Annotated in this window: 19 protein-coding genes; 2 read left to right on the plus strand and 17 right to left on the minus strand. The window is 38.5% G+C overall.

Features of this window, described 5'->3' with window-relative positions; translation table 11 throughout:
- Window positions 1–202: 202 nt before the first annotated feature.
- The 11 genes from N8M93_RS03225 to N8M93_RS03275 all read right to left on the minus strand — a co-directional run bounded on the left by N8M93_RS03225 (window position 203) and on the right by N8M93_RS03275 (window position 7,756).
- Entirely contained in the window at window positions 203–445 is a 243-nt protein-coding gene (locus N8M93_RS03225) for a hypothetical protein (RefSeq protein WP_261129677.1), read from the minus strand.
- Window positions 446–577: 132 nt separating this feature from the next.
- Window positions 578–1,120: a hypothetical protein gene (locus N8M93_RS03230; RefSeq protein WP_261129678.1), complete on the minus strand. Its 543-nt coding sequence runs from the start codon at window positions 1,118–1,120 to the stop codon at window positions 578–580.
- Window positions 1,121–1,197: 77 nt separating this feature from the next.
- The gene (locus N8M93_RS03235) at window positions 1,198–1,710 is read right to left on the minus strand and encodes an HAD-IIIA family hydrolase (RefSeq protein ID WP_261129679.1); all 513 of its coding nucleotides are present in this window, start codon (window positions 1,708–1,710) and stop codon (window positions 1,198–1,200) included.
- A gap of 77 nt (window positions 1,711–1,787) precedes the next feature.
- Window positions 1,788–2,309, minus strand: a complete 522-nt coding sequence (locus N8M93_RS03240; RefSeq protein ID WP_261129680.1) for a GrpB family protein — start codon at window positions 2,307–2,309, stop codon at window positions 1,788–1,790.
- 76 nt (window positions 2,310–2,385) lie between these two features.
- Entirely contained in the window at window positions 2,386–2,928 is a 543-nt protein-coding gene (locus N8M93_RS03245) for a GNAT family N-acetyltransferase (RefSeq protein ID WP_261129681.1), read from the minus strand.
- A 110-nt stretch (window positions 2,929–3,038) separates the two neighbouring features.
- Window positions 3,039–3,875 carry an aminoglycoside 6-adenylyltransferase gene (locus N8M93_RS03250; protein WP_261129682.1) on the minus strand — a complete coding sequence of 279 codons (837 nt, stop codon included), beginning with the start codon at window positions 3,873–3,875 and terminating at the stop codon, window positions 3,039–3,041.
- 110 nt (window positions 3,876–3,985) lie between these two features.
- Window positions 3,986–4,165, minus strand: coding sequence for a hypothetical protein (locus tag N8M93_RS03255; protein ID WP_261129683.1), 180 nt, complete (start codon window positions 4,163–4,165; stop codon window positions 3,986–3,988).
- A 179-nt stretch (window positions 4,166–4,344) separates the two neighbouring features.
- Window positions 4,345–5,106 carry a class I SAM-dependent methyltransferase gene (locus N8M93_RS03260; protein ID WP_261129684.1) on the minus strand — a complete coding sequence of 254 codons (762 nt, stop codon included), beginning with the start codon at window positions 5,104–5,106 and terminating at the stop codon, window positions 4,345–4,347.
- A gap of 110 nt (window positions 5,107–5,216) precedes the next feature.
- Window positions 5,217–6,011 carry a hypothetical protein gene (locus N8M93_RS03265; RefSeq protein ID WP_261129685.1) on the minus strand — a complete coding sequence of 265 codons (795 nt, stop codon included), beginning with the start codon at window positions 6,009–6,011 and terminating at the stop codon, window positions 5,217–5,219.
- 118 nt (window positions 6,012–6,129) lie between these two features.
- The gene (locus tag N8M93_RS03270; RefSeq protein ID WP_261129686.1) at window positions 6,130–6,318 is read right to left on the minus strand and encodes a hypothetical protein; all 189 of its coding nucleotides are present in this window, start codon (window positions 6,316–6,318) and stop codon (window positions 6,130–6,132) included.
- A 193-nt stretch (window positions 6,319–6,511) separates the two neighbouring features.
- A complete protein-coding gene (locus N8M93_RS03275; protein ID WP_261129687.1) occupies window positions 6,512–7,756 on the minus strand; it encodes an MFS transporter in 1,245 nt (414 codons plus the stop codon).
- Between the two features lie 165 nt (window positions 7,757–7,921).
- Here N8M93_RS03275 and N8M93_RS03280 point away from each other — a divergent pair, with 165 nt between their 5' ends.
- The gene (locus N8M93_RS03280) at window positions 7,922–8,839 is read left to right on the plus strand and encodes a helix-turn-helix domain-containing protein (RefSeq protein WP_261129688.1); all 918 of its coding nucleotides are present in this window, start codon (window positions 7,922–7,924) and stop codon (window positions 8,837–8,839) included.
- On the opposite strand, the gene N8M93_RS03285 is transcribed toward N8M93_RS03280, so the two are convergent.
- The 6 genes from N8M93_RS03285 to N8M93_RS03310 form a co-directional block, all read right to left on the minus strand.
- Window positions 8,829–9,248 carry a hypothetical protein gene (locus tag N8M93_RS03285; RefSeq protein ID WP_261129690.1) on the minus strand — a complete coding sequence of 140 codons (420 nt, stop codon included), beginning with the start codon at window positions 9,246–9,248 and terminating at the stop codon, window positions 8,829–8,831. The two genes, N8M93_RS03280 and N8M93_RS03285, sit on opposite strands and share 11 nt — an antisense overlap.
- Window positions 9,249–9,393: 145 nt before the next feature.
- On the minus strand, window positions 9,394–10,080 hold the full coding sequence (locus tag N8M93_RS03290) for a hypothetical protein (protein ID WP_261129691.1): 687 nt from the start codon (window positions 10,078–10,080) through the stop codon (window positions 9,394–9,396).
- Window positions 10,081–10,270: 190 nt separating this feature from the next.
- Entirely contained in the window at window positions 10,271–11,251 is a 981-nt protein-coding gene (gene speB / locus N8M93_RS03295; protein ID WP_261129692.1) for an agmatinase, read from the minus strand.
- A gap of 63 nt (window positions 11,252–11,314) precedes the next feature.
- Entirely contained in the window at window positions 11,315–12,622 is a 1,308-nt protein-coding gene (locus N8M93_RS03300; RefSeq protein WP_261129693.1) for an aspartate aminotransferase family protein, read from the minus strand.
- A 51-nt stretch (window positions 12,623–12,673) separates the two neighbouring features.
- Window positions 12,674–14,077 (minus strand): YjiH family protein, encoded by a 1,404-nt coding sequence (locus N8M93_RS03305; RefSeq protein ID WP_261129694.1) that lies wholly within the window; start codon window positions 14,075–14,077, stop codon window positions 12,674–12,676.
- Between the two features lie 63 nt (window positions 14,078–14,140).
- Window positions 14,141–15,520 carry a sigma-54-dependent Fis family transcriptional regulator gene (locus N8M93_RS03310; RefSeq protein ID WP_261129695.1) on the minus strand — a complete coding sequence of 460 codons (1,380 nt, stop codon included), beginning with the start codon at window positions 15,518–15,520 and terminating at the stop codon, window positions 14,141–14,143.
- A 410-nt stretch (window positions 15,521–15,930) separates the two neighbouring features.
- Between N8M93_RS03310 and N8M93_RS03315 the strand changes: the two genes are divergently transcribed.
- Window positions 15,931–16,374, plus strand: a complete 444-nt coding sequence (locus N8M93_RS03315; RefSeq protein WP_396125355.1) for a cupredoxin domain-containing protein — start codon at window positions 15,931–15,933, stop codon at window positions 16,372–16,374.
- Window positions 16,375–16,728 lie beyond the last annotated feature (354 nt).

The raw sequence follows: 16,728 nt of genomic DNA on the forward strand, positions 1-16,728 counted from the left end.
TACCTCCTCAGCTCGTGTTACCTTTACACCTTCTAATCCTGGTAAAACCATGTTAAAATGCACGTACACACAACTCCTATCCCCACTCTTGTTTCTCGTCAATTCAAGTGTACAGGTTATAGGAGCTAGTGTGTTTTTTTACGTGAATTTTTCTTATACCCCAACAAATATTGTAGAGCCAAAAATAATCCAGCCCTTTTCCTTATGACTGGATCCTCTTCTCAAGACTATTTATTTTTGTGTCATGTTTTCCAGTTTTTTCGCTTAAATAGTCTACATCATAGGTAATACTATCAACTTTTTTACTAATAAGATTAAGTGCTCCTTTTATATCCTCTTGTTGACTCTGTTCTATGTTATCAAGTCTTTTTAACACTTTATTAAATTGTTCATCAACATTATCAAATCGTTCTAATATGAGTTTTAGTAGTTGTTCATTTTCCATTACAACACACCCTATAATAAAATTAATTATAGTCTAATTATAGCACATATTTATAGAGGAAAACTTTATACTTATTTGATGGCGATGACCTATAGATCTTCAACTCTCGCCCCCCTATTATGGAATACCATTTTATAAAATTCTAACCTCATTTTCGATAGTATCTACAATTTCATTAAGTGATAATGTTCCATCAATTATGAGATCGGAGTTTGGTTTTATTGTATTTTCCATCTCTAAATAAGCCGTCCTACCATAATTCAAATAAAAATCCAAATCATTTTGGATATCAAAAGTTGAGCTGTTTGTGTGATCCCTTAGTAGTCGCCTAACCATTGCTATGTCTAGTGGTGTGTCTATGTAAATGGATAAATCAATAAAGCTCTTTATGCTATTATTTTTATAAGCGAATGGGTAATCCAGTAATATATATGGAGAAGGCTCTTCGGCGGATAATAAGGACTGTAAATCCGATATAAGAGGTTTTAAATTCCACTGGTCGTAATCAGGTCCTTCTTCTACCCATTTAATTAAATCATCTGGTGAACCTTCAAAATCATACATATCAAAGAACAATGCTTTAGAGAATTTTAACTTCTCACTTAATTTCTTTGTTATAGTAGTTTTTCCACCACCTGAAACCGCTGCTATGGAAATCACCTTTGGTTTTACCACTTATTAATGGACTCCCTTCGTATCACTATTAATTAAAGAATTCCCCCTATACTTGAAGATTTAGATACAAAACCATTTTATATATATTGAATAAGATCGTTTACGTTATTGAGTTTTTTAATTTTAGGGTGAGAAGAGTCTATTCCTAAACCAAAACCTTGCATTTTCATACTGATAGCTAATTCTATATCAACTTCAGAATCACCAATCATAAACGACTCATTGATTTTAATGCTAGGATATTTCATTATTGCATCCTTAATCATTCCAGGTTGAGGTTTTATACACTTACACCCTTCATTCCTACCATGAGGACAATAAAATATATCCAGAATTTCCACATCGTTACAGGAGAGGTATTCACACATCTTTTCATTAATTCTCAAGTATTGGTCAAACGATATAAACCCCTCGTTTATTATGTATTGATTTGTAATCATTATTATTTCATATCCTTTTTGTTGTACCTCTTTTAAGGTTTGAATTGAACCTAGAAGAAAAATAGGTTCATTAATATCAGACCACATGCTGTCAGGATAATCTTTAATAATAGTTCCATCCCGATCAAAAAATCCAACTTTAATATTCATCACCTTACCATTTTTGTATTGAACCTTGACTCCACGGATTATAGCAGATAAGCTCTCTTTTCTTGTGTAAACTTATGTTATTGATTATTTAATCGATTCCAATTTACAGCTTTTTTCTCTATTTCAGATATCAGCTGCTCTTTACCTTTTATGTAAGCTGCTATATCATGAGGAAATTGTTTTGATAATTTTTCTTTTAAATTCCCATATTTTATCTTCAGTTCACTGTTCATTCTCAGATAATCTCTAAAAGCTAAGTGGCGTTTAATCTGCATGTCACCTTGTTGGTATATATGAACATGATGAGTTCTGGAATCCCCGCCTTTTTGGAAATACCTCCGTCCTGGTATTCCATTTTCACCTCGTGGTTCATATCCAATTGCTCTCATTTGGTCATCAAATTTGTCTACTTCTTTTATATTTTTAACCACTGGCATTATGTCAATGATCGGTTTTGCCTTTAGCCCTTCTATTGATGTGCTGCCAATATGATGTATTGTTACTATTTGAGATCCGTAAATGCCTTGTAGTTTATTCATCTCATAGTGAAACATCTTTGGCCATTCCTCATCATAAGGACAAACCTCTACTTTTCTCATTTTATAACACCTACCTTTGATAAAGCTTTCCCTATTTCGGAAATGCCCCCACTTATATGGGAGAAGATTCGTTAATTTATTTGTTCCATTCGTGTTCTAAAACACTGTATAGCAAAGAGTCCCGCCAACCATCTTTTATTAACAAATCTTCACGTATCCTTCCTTCTTTTGTCATTCCGACTTTTTCCAACACTTTTGATGAACCAATGTTTCTAGGATCACAAGTAGCATATATACGATGAAGTTTAAGTTCTTCAAAACCATAATCAATCAATAGCTTAGCAGCATTAGTGGCTATCCCTTTTCCCCAATAGCTTGGATTGACAATATAAGCGATTTCTCCAACCTTGTTAGTCAAGTCTCTTATGTTTAGTTCCCCGGCTCCTATCATTTCTGCATTATAAACGATTGCAAAAACAAACCTTGTTCTTGGTTTTTGAGTTGCATCTTTAATTACTTGATTAACAAATCCTTTTGAATCTTCCTCTGTATTAGGTCCCCAAGGTTGGTATTGACAAACGATTTCTTGTGATGCGTACTTATGTACATCAAACCAATCTTGTTCCACCATTTCTCTTAATAGAAGACTTTTACTTAAAAATACCTTATTTGATCCCAACTATTACACCTCTTAAAATAGTCATTTGTTACAAAACAAACAAATGGGGGCTCAATCCTTCTTAGATCAACGCCCCCTTTATAAAAGATCTCATAATATAAAAACTATCTTCATAAAACCATATCAACAGCTTTCTTGACCCAATCAGGATCTTCTTCAACCTCTAATTTGTTGCAAAGAGACCTATGAACTTCTCTAAACTCATGAACTATACTTCTCATTACGCTTATAATTTCTTCGGTACTTCTCCCACATTCCCAACTTTCGAGAAGGGAACGCTGCCAATCAGTGAGCTTACTCCTTACACCTTCGTACTTTGCCCAATCACCAAAGGCATTTGGTTGAATTTCAGCTTTCATATGCCATGCAGTACACATGGATAACCGTAGCCCATCAATACAATTCAAAGCATAATAATACTCTTTTCTCATTGCTCTTCTATATGCTTCATGGAGATAGGGTAAAAATTTTGTTCTCCATAACTCAAATTCGTTAAAAGTTGGTTTATAATTTAAAGTAGTTGATTCACCTAAAATACTAGCCATCATGTGATTCGAGTCTTTAACGATTTTTATATTTTTTAACCAAACAGAAGGTTTGATATCATCAGGCTTAAAATAAAAGGAATCCACTTTAACAAAACAATCATAGTGAACAACCGTATAGTTAGAAAATGGATTAATGTCTTCATAAAAGAGAACATTTCCCCACTTATTAGGTCGTTTTTTCTTATTCCTTATGTATTCCTTTATAACCTGAGGTTTTACCACAACTCTAAGATCAATATCGGAGTAATAATCCATATTTTCATTCCCAATAGAACCACCATAAAAAAAGGCTATTACATTATCATCATTCTGCAAATCTTTTTCAATCGATCTTAGCAAAGCCTTTCGATAGTTCGGTAACTCTGAATTCCTGTATTCGTGTTTATTTACAAATCCCACACATTCAAAACACACTCCTTATAAATATTGGTTTACTCCCTATATTCGATGAGTGATACACATATCCTTTTCCAACTCATTTTTCCGTAATTGCTCCCGATTGTGGAATACTATTTTTTATTATTTTCGAGTTCATTAACCTGTTTTTCTAAATTAAAAACACGTTCTTTCAATTCCTTATTGGGTTCATTAAATCTTTGGGAAATCCCCCTAAATAATATTATTATAGTTAAAAATATAACTACCAAAGCTAATAGCAACCAAACAATCAATTCATTGAAAAGATCCAATAAAAAACACTCCTTTTCAATTATTAATACTGACTTTGTTTTCTTACTGAACTACCTGTTCATACCAATTATTTCAAATTACCTGATCTAACTCAACAATTATTTTAAATTAGTAAAGGGCTTACCCTTTTTGCGGATAAGCCCCCTTTTCAGGAATAATACTAAAAAAGTAAGGATTCCTATATTTTTTTAGAGATAATGAAAAGTTCTGCGAAATCATTAGTGATTTCCTTAAGAGGATCCAATCGTAAATCCTTTTTCATTTTCTCCAAACCATACTCATAGTCTGTATCACTTATTAAAGTCAGAACAGAAATATCTCTGTTTTGAGCATATTGTATGTAATCAGCAACTAATATCTCCTCCTTACGATATTCAATTCTTTTACTAACTTTAAATCCTCTCTTCAAAAGTTCCTGGTAGATTAATTCATCATCCCAAAACCTTTGTAAATCTTCTTCATAGGCTGATGGAAAATACTTATAAACCCACCATTCAGGCATTTTATGGATAGCAATATTATGTAATTTATATACTCCATCATTCTTCAAAACACGAGCTATTTCATCTAACGCAATGTCTTTGTTTTCGTAATGATGAAATGCATAGTTGTTTGATATGTAGTCCAAAGCGTTAGTTTCAAATGGTAAATTTTCAGCGTAACCATGTACTAAATTCACATTATTAACTTTCTCGCTAGCCTTCTTTAGCATATCCCTTGAAGCATCTAAGCCGTTCCAAACGATATTTACATTTGAAAACAGCGGCATTTGTTTTGCAAGGTATAAACCAGTGCCACATGATAGATCGAGTACATTATATGAGCCATAATTATGTTGATTTATATATTCTTCTAAGTCGTAATCCTTCTTTAACTCTTGAATTCTATATTGATTTTTATCATACTTATTCGCAATTATAGAGTAATTTGTCTCTTTCATGCCAAACCTCCCTCAAATCAAACTCTTTGTAATAGGTTTTACTGTAAGCTTTTTAAGAAATGCCCCCTTATATTGAATAAGGTTTTACCTTTTATTTCCCCTCAATGCACTTACTTAAATGATGTGTTAACTTTGCCTGAAACTTGTTCAAACTTGTATAATAAGTAACCCAGAACATTAAAAACTATAAATATTATAACCCATCCAAAATTTAGTTCCCTTTGATGTTTAACATTAAGGATTGCCCAGACAACGAACAGGAACCAATAAATAGCTATCCCACTAACTAAAATATAATTGGACAATTGTTCATAGTTTTTAGTATTCATTTCAATATACCAATTTTCATCACCAACGCCATAAGTAGAAAGCTCAGCAAAAGTCCACTTTGGAGTAAATAATTCCCTATGGTATTGATAAGTTGGAGTAGCATTGTCTACATATTTAGAAATACTTGTATCAAGGTTTTTGATGTTGTTAATTTTTACGTCTGAAATATGATTGGATTGTTGAATTAAACTTTCTATCTCTTCTGAAACATTGCTCTTGTTTTTTGCAACATTAATTATTTCAGTAGCTATATAGGATTGTTGACTTGAATGAGCAATTGAGTCTAATGTGAAACTTCCAAAGATAAATATAGTAAGTAAAATAACCATAACCGACAAACCAAGTAACCATTTTGCGTATAATTTCTTTTCAAACAATGTTAATATACTATAAATAATTAGCCCAATAATTATTGCCACACCAATTATTAATAATAGGTTCAATACAAGGTTTCCATTAACAGTAATTCCGCTAGTCTTACTACTTTCTAACGACATCCCCCTATAAATAAGTGTGTAATAAAAGACAAGACATCCAGTTGCTATTCCGACTAATGAAGATATCCAAGTTTTCATTAAAACCCCCATATTAAAAGTATTTGTAATTAAGCTCTATTACATATCAAACAAATAGAGTCGTAATCCTTCTTAGGTAAACACATCCATTAAGAACGTACTACATTCCAAATACAAACTAACTAAAGCCCCCTCCATCATTTCCGCCACCATTATTGTAAAACTGTTGTTTTGTCGTCTCCGTTTCAATATTGTGATTTCCTTTATTTACATCAGGAGGACTATTTAAACCTTTATTCTTCTTGTCTATATAAATCCCAATTCCGAGAAGTATTAATATTGGCACTATAAAAAATAACCAAATCATTTTTTTACCTCCTAAATTCATATATATTCAAAGTCTTACTCCACAATCCTGCCCTTTAATCGAACAAATAACTATACTAATATCCTTATTTACCACATTCATGGGATCCAGAGAGATGCGACTCCCTATATTTCCTTACATAATATGAAAACCCTATATCAATACATAGATTATTTTGAAAATACGCTTAAGTTTATTCCGCTTTTCTGATCACTGGGTTCAAAATCATCATGAATACGACGATTCCACCGAATATGGCAATGCCCATGAAGAATGAACTGATGCTGAAATGCACCAATAGTGCACCTGTTAGAAGGAGTGAGATCGGTTTACTTGATTCCAATAATACTCTCATTGTACTTTGCGATCTTCCCAATACTTCCCTCGGCACTTTCACCATGAACAAAGATTGTAAGGCAATGCTTGCTAAAGGGCTGCCGATCCCCGCAATAGCTACCAATATTGTCGTCAAGGTGAAGTTGTTCGAAAACGCTAAAGATCCGAACGCCCCTAACATAAGGATTAACCCTGTCACCATTGGGACGATTTTAGGGAATCTATTCATGAAGTTGATTGAAATCGAGCCTACGAGAATCCCGATGAAAAATGCGATTTCAACAATCGCCAGCTGTGATACATTGTCTACGAACAACGGAAATAATACAGCCACTGGCGCCAACATGAAATTGATCAGCACTAAGTAAATGATCATCCCTCTTAAGATTGGCACTTTTATGATCGTTTTGAAACCCGTTTTCAGATCTTTTCCGAATATTTTCAGATTCAACTTTTCAGTAGCCTTTTCCGATAATGCTCTTTCTTTTATGAATAAAATGAATAGGAACGAAATGAAGAACGTCGCTGCATTGAAAAGGAATGCAGTTGAAAGGCTGTATAACAACAAGACCCCGGCAAGAGCAGGTGCTGCCAGTCCGACGACAGTCTGGATGGTAGCTGAAATACTTTGCGCACGAGTCATTAGATGATCGGGCACAATGGTTTTGATCGCGACTGTCTTTGCAGGCAGGAAGAATGCATCAAACGTGGAGACAAGGACAGCTGCCACAATCAGCATCCATGGCTGTAACATGTTGAACCAAAAAAGAAGGACCAATCCGACTACCACAATCCCACGGAAAATATCCGCAAAAAGCATATACACCTTTTGGTTTCCTCGATCTACGAGCACCCCAGAAATGATACCGAACAGTATGGTTGGAACGACTTCTGCCGCCAATACAAGTGACATGTACAAGGATGATCCAGTCAGTAGTTTCATAGCCCAGATCAGGGACAGGGCATACACCCCATCCCCCAATGCGGATACAAACTGACCGCCAATCAATAAACGATAATCTTTAATCGCCATAAGGTTCTTGAAACTATCCTTATTTTCTTCATTTTCCGTAATGATTTCTGCATCAGCCGTTTCAGTCATGTTTTCCCTCCTGTTATCTATCATTTGTTAAAATTATACAGGTTATTGGAAACATGCTGATCCCGTTCTTTAGTGCGTTCGAAAGATTTTTCCTTATTTTTCTAAAAAACTCTCTGTCATTTGGTAAAATATATAATTATAAGAATATTTCAGGGGGGATTGAACATGCCATTCATCATGGTTGGCGAAGAAGTTAAGAGATTACGGAAGACTATGGGGATTTCACAAAAAGAGCTATGTGAAGGGATCTGCACACAAGCCGAAATCAGTAAAATCGAAAACAACCAGACTGCTCCTCTTGCGAATACCTTATATCATATAGCAAAGAGACTTGGCGTGAAAACCGATTATTTTTTTGAAAGAAGTGAAAGCACCAATTACGAATACATAGATGAATTGTTTTATTTTTTAAGAGAAGCAGTAAGGAAAAAAGATTATCTGAATTTACAACGTATGGTACAAACAGAAAAGAACAACCCGTTATTTCAAAAGAACCTGGCGATGAAACAGTTGTTGAAATGGCATGAAGGTATTTGCTCGTATCATGTGGATGAAGATGCAACGACAGCTATCAATCAACTGAACGAATCCCTTGAATTAACGAATCATCACAAAGACTATTTCGTGGAACGTGAATTAGAAATCTTAAATAGCATTGGTGTCATATACATTGAAACAAAACAGTTGGATTCGGCGCATGATACCTTCCAGAAGGCGATCGAACAATATAAACGACTGCCTTATAAAAATGAGAAAAAAATCTTTCCCCGTCTTTGTTATAACTACTCAAAATTGTTAGCAAATTTGAATGAATATAACAAAGCAATCAGCATTGCAAAAGAAGGAATCCAATCTTGTCTAGAAAATGAAAGTTTGTATATGTTCGGTGAACTTCATTTCGAAGTCGGTCGTAGCTATTATAAGTTGAATGAGTCCGACCTTTCAAAGGAATCCTTCCACAAAGCGATACAAGTATTCAGGCTTCTGGATAAGGAACATTACATCAAAATCATTCAGGATCATTACCTATGCTTATATGAAGATACTAAACTACCAAGTGAGGTGGAAATATTCAGTGCTTGATGAGCTGCTGATCCAACTCACGGACTCGATCATAGGATTCCAATAGATGTTCCGGTACTACCGTGCGCCCAAGCTCCCAGGAACTAGCTTCTATTTTCGCACGGAGTTCTTCTTTCTCTTTATCATCACCATACATCAGTATCCTTAAATCACGGAAGGTATTCCTGAAGTCTAAATAGTAACCCACCATATGATACAGAGTGATTTTAACAAAGTTTTCTTCTGTCTCTTTGACTTTTATTTTACTTTTATAACCGTTGACTTGTAGGTAATTGAACTTTATCGTATTTGTGGATACGTTATAGCTCATAGGTACATTCAGCTTATTATCAAACTCACACTCTATATCTAATTTCAGCTCGCGCAATTCATTTTCAATGATCCTTTCGATATCCCATATATAAAGCATCTATGTTTCACTACCTTTCCCCGAGTAATTCATTTATTTATCTAATTCCCATGACATATTATCATAAACTAGCCCTGGTCGTCTTTATATATTTGGCACTCTAGTTGCGAATAGACTCCTATTCTTAAAAAGTTTATTTTAATAATCATGATTTCACCCAAACATTTAATGGACCTAGTGTTTTCCATCCAGAAGATCGTGCAGCTATGAGGTCATCACCGGTTTCATATCCGACCATTGGTAAATCAGCAAATACAGTCGAAACGAGGTGAACGATATCTGACCACAGATCTCCTTCTGTGTATCCATTTGAAAACACATTTGATATGCCCACTGCATCAGCACCTGAATTAGCTATAAATCCTGATATTCCATCTTCGTTTTCATGAATGAAGATTTTTACATCATTCCGACCTAGGAGTGTATTCTTCATTACCTGTTCTGATCCGTGAGCAGAGGTCCACTTTTTAAAGTCTTCTTCTTTTTCTATGACACGCCAGTAAGCATCAACAGGTTCAGGAGTAGCAACAGAAGGATGAAAGATCCACTCTGCCTGAAATAGTCGATTAAATCCCGCTGGTTGCAATTCTAAATTAGCATAACTATCTTTGATAGAAAGAATTTCCCTATCCCCCATAAAATCAACTACTTCACTAGTCGTTACTTTCTTAGTTGATGTAATAATATCCGGATAAAACGGAGGCGCTTCAGAGAGTAATCTCCATACTTGTCCATTTGAAGTGTATTCCTTATGAAGAGTTTCACATACAATTTCACACCAGGCTATATTATTTAAAACAGCTTTTTCTAAATTAGACTTCACTTTTTTCATCCCACCACATTTCTGATACTCTTACTATATTAATTATTGATTTAACCTATAGTTCAACATAAATCCCTAGTGTCCTCTGTTTTACATAAGATCTAACAAAAAAGGTATAAATCAAAAACGCATGAGGTGTCATAGCTGGAACCCCATGCGTTATGCAAATCATACTGTGTAAACTTCTTTTTCAATTAAACTAGAAACTTGTATATTGACTGGATAATTCAGGTGACTTCTCTCTTCGTTTCTTCAGTGCAACGAGGCTGATCATTTCAAATGCAATGGCTGAAGCAAGCGCTGCTGTTATTTCCCCATGGTCATAAGCCGGAAGTACTTCTACCAGATCAAAGCCGACAATGTTAAGCCCATCAAGACCACGTACATATTCAAGGGCTTCATGACTGGTTGGCCCAGCTACCTCTGGTGTCCCAGTTCCTGGTGCATACGCTGGATCGACGAAATCGATATCATAGGTGACAAATACCGGGCGATCGTCTGCTACACGTTGGTGGATACGACGCAGCACTTCTTCTTGACCGAGTTTCCTGACATCCTTCATCGGGATGACTTCGAATCCTAGATCACGTGCATCTTCAATGTCTTCGGGACCATAAAGCGGTCCACGCATTCCGACTTGAATGGAATGATCGACGTCGATCAATCCTTCTTCAACCGCTCTTCTGAACGGCGTTCCGTGCATATATTTTTCACCGTAATAATTGTCCCAGGTGTCCCCATGAGAATCAAAATGCACAAGTGAAATCGGGCCATGTTTTTTATAAAAAGCCCTGAGGTTCCCGAGTGAGATCGAATGGTCCCCGCCGATTATGATCGGGGTAATATCGTTCTTGAGGATAGGGGTCAACCCTTCTATGATATTGTCATAAGATCGATGGATGTTACCCGGTACGATATCGATATCTCCATAATCAACGCCAGAACAATACTCAAAAATATTAATCTCTTGATCCGGGTTGTAAGGACGGAGGAGTACGGAGAAGTTCCGTACATGCTGAGGACCGTAACGAGTACCGACTCGGTTCGAAGCTGCTGTATCAAATGGGACGCCGACGATGACAAAATCCACGTCCTCCGTTGTCTGTATGTTTTCCAATCTCATAAAGGTTCTCACACCTGTAAAACGTGGCGATTTAGAAGAATCTTTCGGTTGATACATGGAATCACTCCTAATCTATATCTCTTTATTTCTATTTATAAAACCAGGTTCTCTCAACATCAGTCATGCATGCTGTTTTTGACGGTTTTTAGCTGAGAATTTCTCCAGGGCTCCATCAAGCATAGCGATTCCGTCATCGATTTGTTCCTTCGTTACACTTAATGGCGGAATCATCCTGATTACTTCACCTTTATTTCCACATAGGTAAAACAAGACCCCTTCCTGTAACGCGAGATCAAGGATTTCGAGCACTGCTTCCCCATCAGGCTGTCCGCTTTCCGGGTCTCTGATTTCAATACCGATCATAAGACCAAGAGAACGGATTTTGCCGATCACCTCATGTTTTTCCTTAAGTTGTTCTAATTTTTGTGTTGCGTAAGAACTGATGAATCTAGTGTTTTCAAGGAGATTTTCTTCCCTGATGACATCAATCGTAGCCAATGCCGCTTCACAAGCTAAAGGGTTCCCACCAAATGTGGTTGCATGGCTCCCGAGCGGCCACTGTTTCATCAAATGCTGTGATGCTGCTGTGACACCAATCGGAAGTCCGGATGCGATTCCTTTTGCCATCGCCATGATATCCGGCTCTACCTCAAACGTATTTGCAGCAAACCAGTTCCCTGTCCTGCCAAAGCCTGTCTGGACTTCATCAAAAATAAGCAGGATCTCATGATGGTCGCACAATTCCCGGATTTTCTTCACCCAGCTTTTAGGTGGAACGATGTACCCGCCTTCTCCGAGAACTGGTTCCAGAATGACAGCCGCCACTTCATCTGACGGGACTACATGCTGAAATAATTCGGTAAATTCCCTTTCAAGTTTGGCGATCGCTTCCTGTTCTGTTTCCTCAGGGTTGTAATACGAAAGCTGATAGGTCAAGCCGTTCGGCTGCAGATATTTTCGGTATTTGCTTTTCGATGTACTTACGCCGAGCGATCCGAGCGTCCGGCCGTGAAAACATCCTCTGAATGATAAAACATAAGGGCGCTTCGTCACATGCTTGGCTAACTTCAACGCACCTTCAACCGCTTCAGTACCGCTGTTTCCGAAGAAAAAACAATCAATGTCACCAGGTGCGATTTCTGCCAGTTCATCCGCTAATTTTAAAATGGAATCATACATGATCACCCCGGAAGGTCCATGAAGTAATTGATCAGCGCCGTTTTTGATCGCTTCAACTACCTTCGGATGGCGATGCCCCACATTCGTGACCGCAATGCCTGATGTAAAATCAAGATATTTTTTCCCATCCAGCCCCCAGTAGTAACATCCTTCTTCTTTTACCACTGGTAGATTCGGGTGATCCTTCGCCATGCTCGGTGCAAGACGCGAGGATAATCGATCCAAGCGTCCATCCCATTGTTGTGTCATATCTATCTCTCCTACATGAAATTAGTTATAGTCTTAAACCGGTGAAATCAATCAAAAGAAAAACAAGTGTGCCATGACGACGATGATCGGCAAAGTGATGATCGTTCGTTGTAAGAAGATGACCACCAGTTCAAATAGATTCAAAGGAATCTTTGATTTGAGCAGCAGGATGCCGACTTCAGACATGTAGATCAACTGTGTCAATGAGATTCCGGCGATGACAAACCTCGTCAGCTCACTTTCAATCGATTTCCCTACCACAGCTGGTAGGAACATATCCGCAAACCCGACAAGCATCGCCGGTGCAGCCGCTTTAGCTTCCGGCAGCTGCATAAGCTCCAGAATCGGAACGAACGGATAAGCCAGGTAATCGAATACAGGTGTGAATTCAGCCAACACAAGCGCAATCGTTCCAAGTGCCATCACAAGCGGAATCAAACCGAACCAGATATCAAGCACATTCTGGAACCCGCTGACGACCACATTTTTCGCACTTTTCACTTCACTCGCTTTTCCGACAGCTTTATCAACGGCCCACTGAGAACGGGAGACACCATCTGGTACGTCCTCTGAAATCTGTTTTCCGACCGGTTCATAGTACGTTTCTTCTTTTCTCGATAACGGTGGAATCCGTGGACAGATGACCGCTGCAATCAACCCTGATACCACTACCGTCAGATAAAATGGAACAAACATATGATCCAGGCCGATGAAACTGATGACGACGAGACTGAAGGCGATGGATGCGACAGAGAAGTTCGTCGCGATGACCGCAGCTTCCCGCTTCGAGTAATATCCTTCTTCATATTGCTTTGTTGTGATCAAGACGCCAACTGTGCCGCTTCCCATCCAGGAAGCCATCGCATCGATGGATGAACGTCCTGGAAGCTTGAACAACGGACGCATGATTTTCCGTACCACGGTTCCGATGTATTCCATAAGTCCGAAATCGAGCAATAGCGGCATCAAGAGTCCGGCAAATAGAAACCATGTCGTCAGTACCGGGACGAGTGAGTTTAAGACTGTGCCCCCGGTAAAGTCGGACCAGATGAATTCTGGACCGAGCTGGTTCAATGTCATGATTGCAAAGACCGATCCAAGTACGCGCATCGTTATCCAAAAACCACTCACATTGAACAAATCATCGAGAAAACGTGAACGTACGATCCAATCGGGTTGCATGAACCTTCCTACAAATGAAAGCACAACCGATAAAATCAAGACCGCAGTCATAAATAAAGGTAAATAAGGGTTGAAGACTGCCTGCAGGCTCTCTGCTAAAACCCCGACACCGATCGTCCACTTTCCCTGATATGGGATAGGCACTAAAAACAAGAAGAGTCCCAGCAGCGATGGAATGATGAATTTCAGCTTGTCCCTTGACGAATAAGAAACAGGCTGTTCTGTGACGTCTTGTTCAAACACCACTTTTCTTTCAGCTCTCACAATATTCATCCTTTCTGATTTGGATCACGAATTTGGTTTTACCAAGTATTAATGCAAGTTTCATGCCAAATTTCACTTAATTCCGTATTCTTTAAATTTTCTGACGACAGAAGGTTGACTGATTCCTAGATGTTTCGCAACTTCCGTCGTCGTTCTATAGTTTTGCTTCGCTTCTATCAATAACCGTTTTTCTACCTGTTTCAAAGTCTCTTTCAATGGCTGCTTGCCGTGGTTGGTTGGAGCATGCCCATTTGTTTCATTGACATAGGCGTCCGGTAAATCTTGGATCGAAATGATGGGAGACGGGGATGTCACAACAATACGTTCAATCAAATTCATCAGCTCACGAACGTTCCCCTTCCACTCGTTGTTCAGCAATTGCTGCATCACCGCTTCATCCAGTTCCCTCTCCCGGTTATGTTTTCGAGAGAATAGATCGAGGAAATGCTTGATCAACAGCATGATATCCACTGATCTTTCTCGAAGTGGCGGGATCGTGATCGGAATGACGTTCAACCGGTAATAGAGATCTTTTCTGAACCGCTTCTCATCAACCAGTGCCTCAAGTGGTTGGTTCGTCGCGGAAATCAAGCGGAAATCAACTTTTCTCACCTTCGTACCCCCGACTCGGTAGAAGGACTTCTCCTGTATGAATTTCAATACTTTTACCTGGTGTTCGAGCGGCAGTTCACCGATCTCATCAAGAAATAACGTTCCTCCTTCTGCAAGTTCAACCAGCCCCATTTTCCCGTTGCTGCTTGCCCCGGAGAATGAGCCGCCTTCATAACCGAAAAACTCAGCCTCAAAAAGCGAGTGTGGAATCGCGCCACAATTCACCTCGATGAAAGGCTTGTTTTTCCTGGGGCTCTGGTTATGGATATACTTCGCAAGCTGTGTTTTCCCGACGCCTGACTCACCAAGGAGAAGAACGTTCACATCCACTTCTGCCACCTGACTTGCGACCATCAGGCATCTCTCCATTTCCCGGTCTTTCGTAATGATTCCATCGTTGTTGAAGTTTTGATTACGCAATCGTTTCAGCTCGTTTTTCACTCTGTCCATCTCATCTTGCATTTCTAGGAAATAGCTCTTCATCTTCATCAATTCCGTAATATCGTGAGAATAGCTGACTACACGCCAGAGCTTCCCATCCTGATCACATACTGGGACACCGGTGACCAGTAGCTTTTTGCCATTATGGGTCGATTGTACGATTGTCTGTTTCTCTTTGGTTTTTAAAACCAGCGGAGTGATGATCGGTGTAAAAACCCCTTCCTGTTCGAGATCATAGACGGAACGGCCAAGCAGATCATCGGGCTCGATATCATAAATGCTGCTGGTGGTATCGGTCACTTTTAAAATCGTGCCATCCAAATTGGTAACGAGAATGTCATCTTTCAAAGAATGGAGCATGACTTCATTTTCATCGAAATTTTTTTGATTTTCTTTCATAAGCGGACGATTACTCCTTTCAAGAGGTAGTTTTTATTATTCATTTTTGAATAGATTATCAAGTTCATAGCTTTCATAGCAGGATAAATCTATTATTATTCATTTCTGAATATTATTTATTTTTAAATATAACGTATATTGGGGATTTTCTCAAAGGCTCTCCCAGAGATCATGTTGAATTTAAGTGGATGCTGTACGTATGGTGTAAAAAGTAACCTTTGGCCGGATCAGGTTCAAAAGTGGCCGGATTACGCTGGATTCCCGCCGAATTACGCTTCAAACTGGCCGGATTAACTTCCAAATCCGCCGGAATGACGTAGCATAGTATTTTTCGCATTAAAAATAATAGACAATTCCACTCCACTTCCAACATACATTTATACGAGACAAGCTGATTGAGGAGGAGTTGTATGAAAGTCTTATTCATTCCCAAGAAATGGGGTTTATTTTTCGCCATCTGTATCTTATTCGGTATTGGATCATGGTACATGGTAAAGTCCGAAGTTGTGGAGACTACTGGGACAGCATCTGCAAAAAAGAAAGTCATCAATATGGTGACCGGAGAATTTAAAGCGGCAATGGATGACGGGAAGGAAATCGAAGCTTACCGTTGGGATCCTGGAACCATCTATATCCCGCATGATAAACCAGTTGAACTGAGCATATTTGGAGTCAACGGAAAAGAGCATCCATTTTATATTGAAGGTACCGATATTGAAGGAACAGTGAAAAAAGGTGAAGAAACCATTGTAAAGCTGCATTTTAAAAAAGAAGGAATTTACCGGCTCATTTGCAAAACACATCCTGATATTGAACATGATGGTCCTATGATCGCATACATTGTAGTTGATTAGCCGATAATTATCTATTAATTTACTAAAAGGCATACCCCATTAACTTAGGTGTACGCCTTTTCTCATTAGCTGTTTTCTAAAAATGCTTGCGGGTTTTTCCGGGCTCTTGTCTCGAATCGCCTCGTTATGGGACAGCTTCTCGCTGTTTTCTTCCGCTCCTGTCCCGAATCGCTTCGTTATGGGACAGCTTCTCGCTGTTTTCTTCCGCTCCTGTCCCGAATCGCCTCGTTATGGGACAGCTTCTCGCTGTTTTCTTCCGCTCCTGTCCCGAATCGCTTCGTTATGGGACAGCTTCTCGCTGTTTTCTTCCGCTCCTGTCCCGAATCGCCTCGTTATGGGACAGCTTCTCGCTGT

The sequence above is a fragment of the Bacillus sp. Marseille-Q3570 genome, assembly GCF_946151055.1.
Lineage (GTDB): Bacteria > Bacillota > Bacilli > Bacillales > Fictibacillaceae > Pseudalkalibacillus.

Bases quoted from the DNA above. Each gene is read 5' to 3' on its own strand.
- N8M93_RS03270 (WP_261129686.1), bottom strand. From the start codon at position 6,318: ATGATTTGGTTATTTTTTATAGTGCCAATATTAATACTTCTCGGAATT.
- speB (WP_261129692.1), bottom strand. From the start codon at position 11,251: ATGTATCAACCGAAAGATTCTTCTAAATCGCCACGTTTTACAGGTGTG.
- N8M93_RS03225 (WP_261129677.1), bottom strand. From the start codon at position 445: ATGGAAAATGAACAACTACTAAAACTCATATTAGAACGATTTGATAAT.
- N8M93_RS03285 (WP_261129690.1), bottom strand. From the start codon at position 9,248: ATGCTTTATATATGGGATATCGAAAGGATCATTGAAAATGAATTGCGC.
- N8M93_RS03260 (WP_261129684.1), bottom strand. From the start codon at position 5,106: ATGAAAGAGACAAATTACTCTATAATTGCGAATAAGTATGATAAAAAT.
- N8M93_RS03240 (WP_261129680.1), bottom strand. From the start codon at position 2,309: ATGAGAAAAGTAGAGGTTTGTCCTTATGATGAGGAATGGCCAAAGATG.
- N8M93_RS03265 (WP_261129685.1), bottom strand. From the start codon at position 6,011: ATGAAAACTTGGATATCTTCATTAGTCGGAATAGCAACTGGATGTCTT.
- N8M93_RS03235 (WP_261129679.1), bottom strand. From the start codon at position 1,710: ATGAATATTAAAGTTGGATTTTTTGATCGGGATGGAACTATTATTAAA.
- N8M93_RS03315 (WP_396125355.1), top strand. From the start codon at position 15,931: ATGAAAGTCTTATTCATTCCCAAGAAATGGGGTTTATTTTTCGCCATC.
- N8M93_RS03305 (WP_261129694.1), bottom strand. From the start codon at position 14,077: ATGAATATTGTGAGAGCTGAAAGAAAAGTGGTGTTTGAACAAGACGTC.
- N8M93_RS03275 (WP_261129687.1), bottom strand. From the start codon at position 7,756: ATGACTGAAACGGCTGATGCAGAAATCATTACGGAAAATGAAGAAAAT.
- N8M93_RS03280 (WP_261129688.1), top strand. From the start codon at position 7,922: ATGCCATTCATCATGGTTGGCGAAGAAGTTAAGAGATTACGGAAGACT.
- N8M93_RS03290 (WP_261129691.1), bottom strand. From the start codon at position 10,080: ATGAAAAAAGTGAAGTCTAATTTAGAAAAAGCTGTTTTAAATAATATA.
- N8M93_RS03300 (WP_261129693.1), bottom strand. From the start codon at position 12,622: ATGACACAACAATGGGATGGACGCTTGGATCGATTATCCTCGCGTCTT.
- N8M93_RS03310 (WP_261129695.1), bottom strand. From the start codon at position 15,520: ATGAAAGAAAATCAAAAAAATTTCGATGAAAATGAAGTCATGCTCCAT.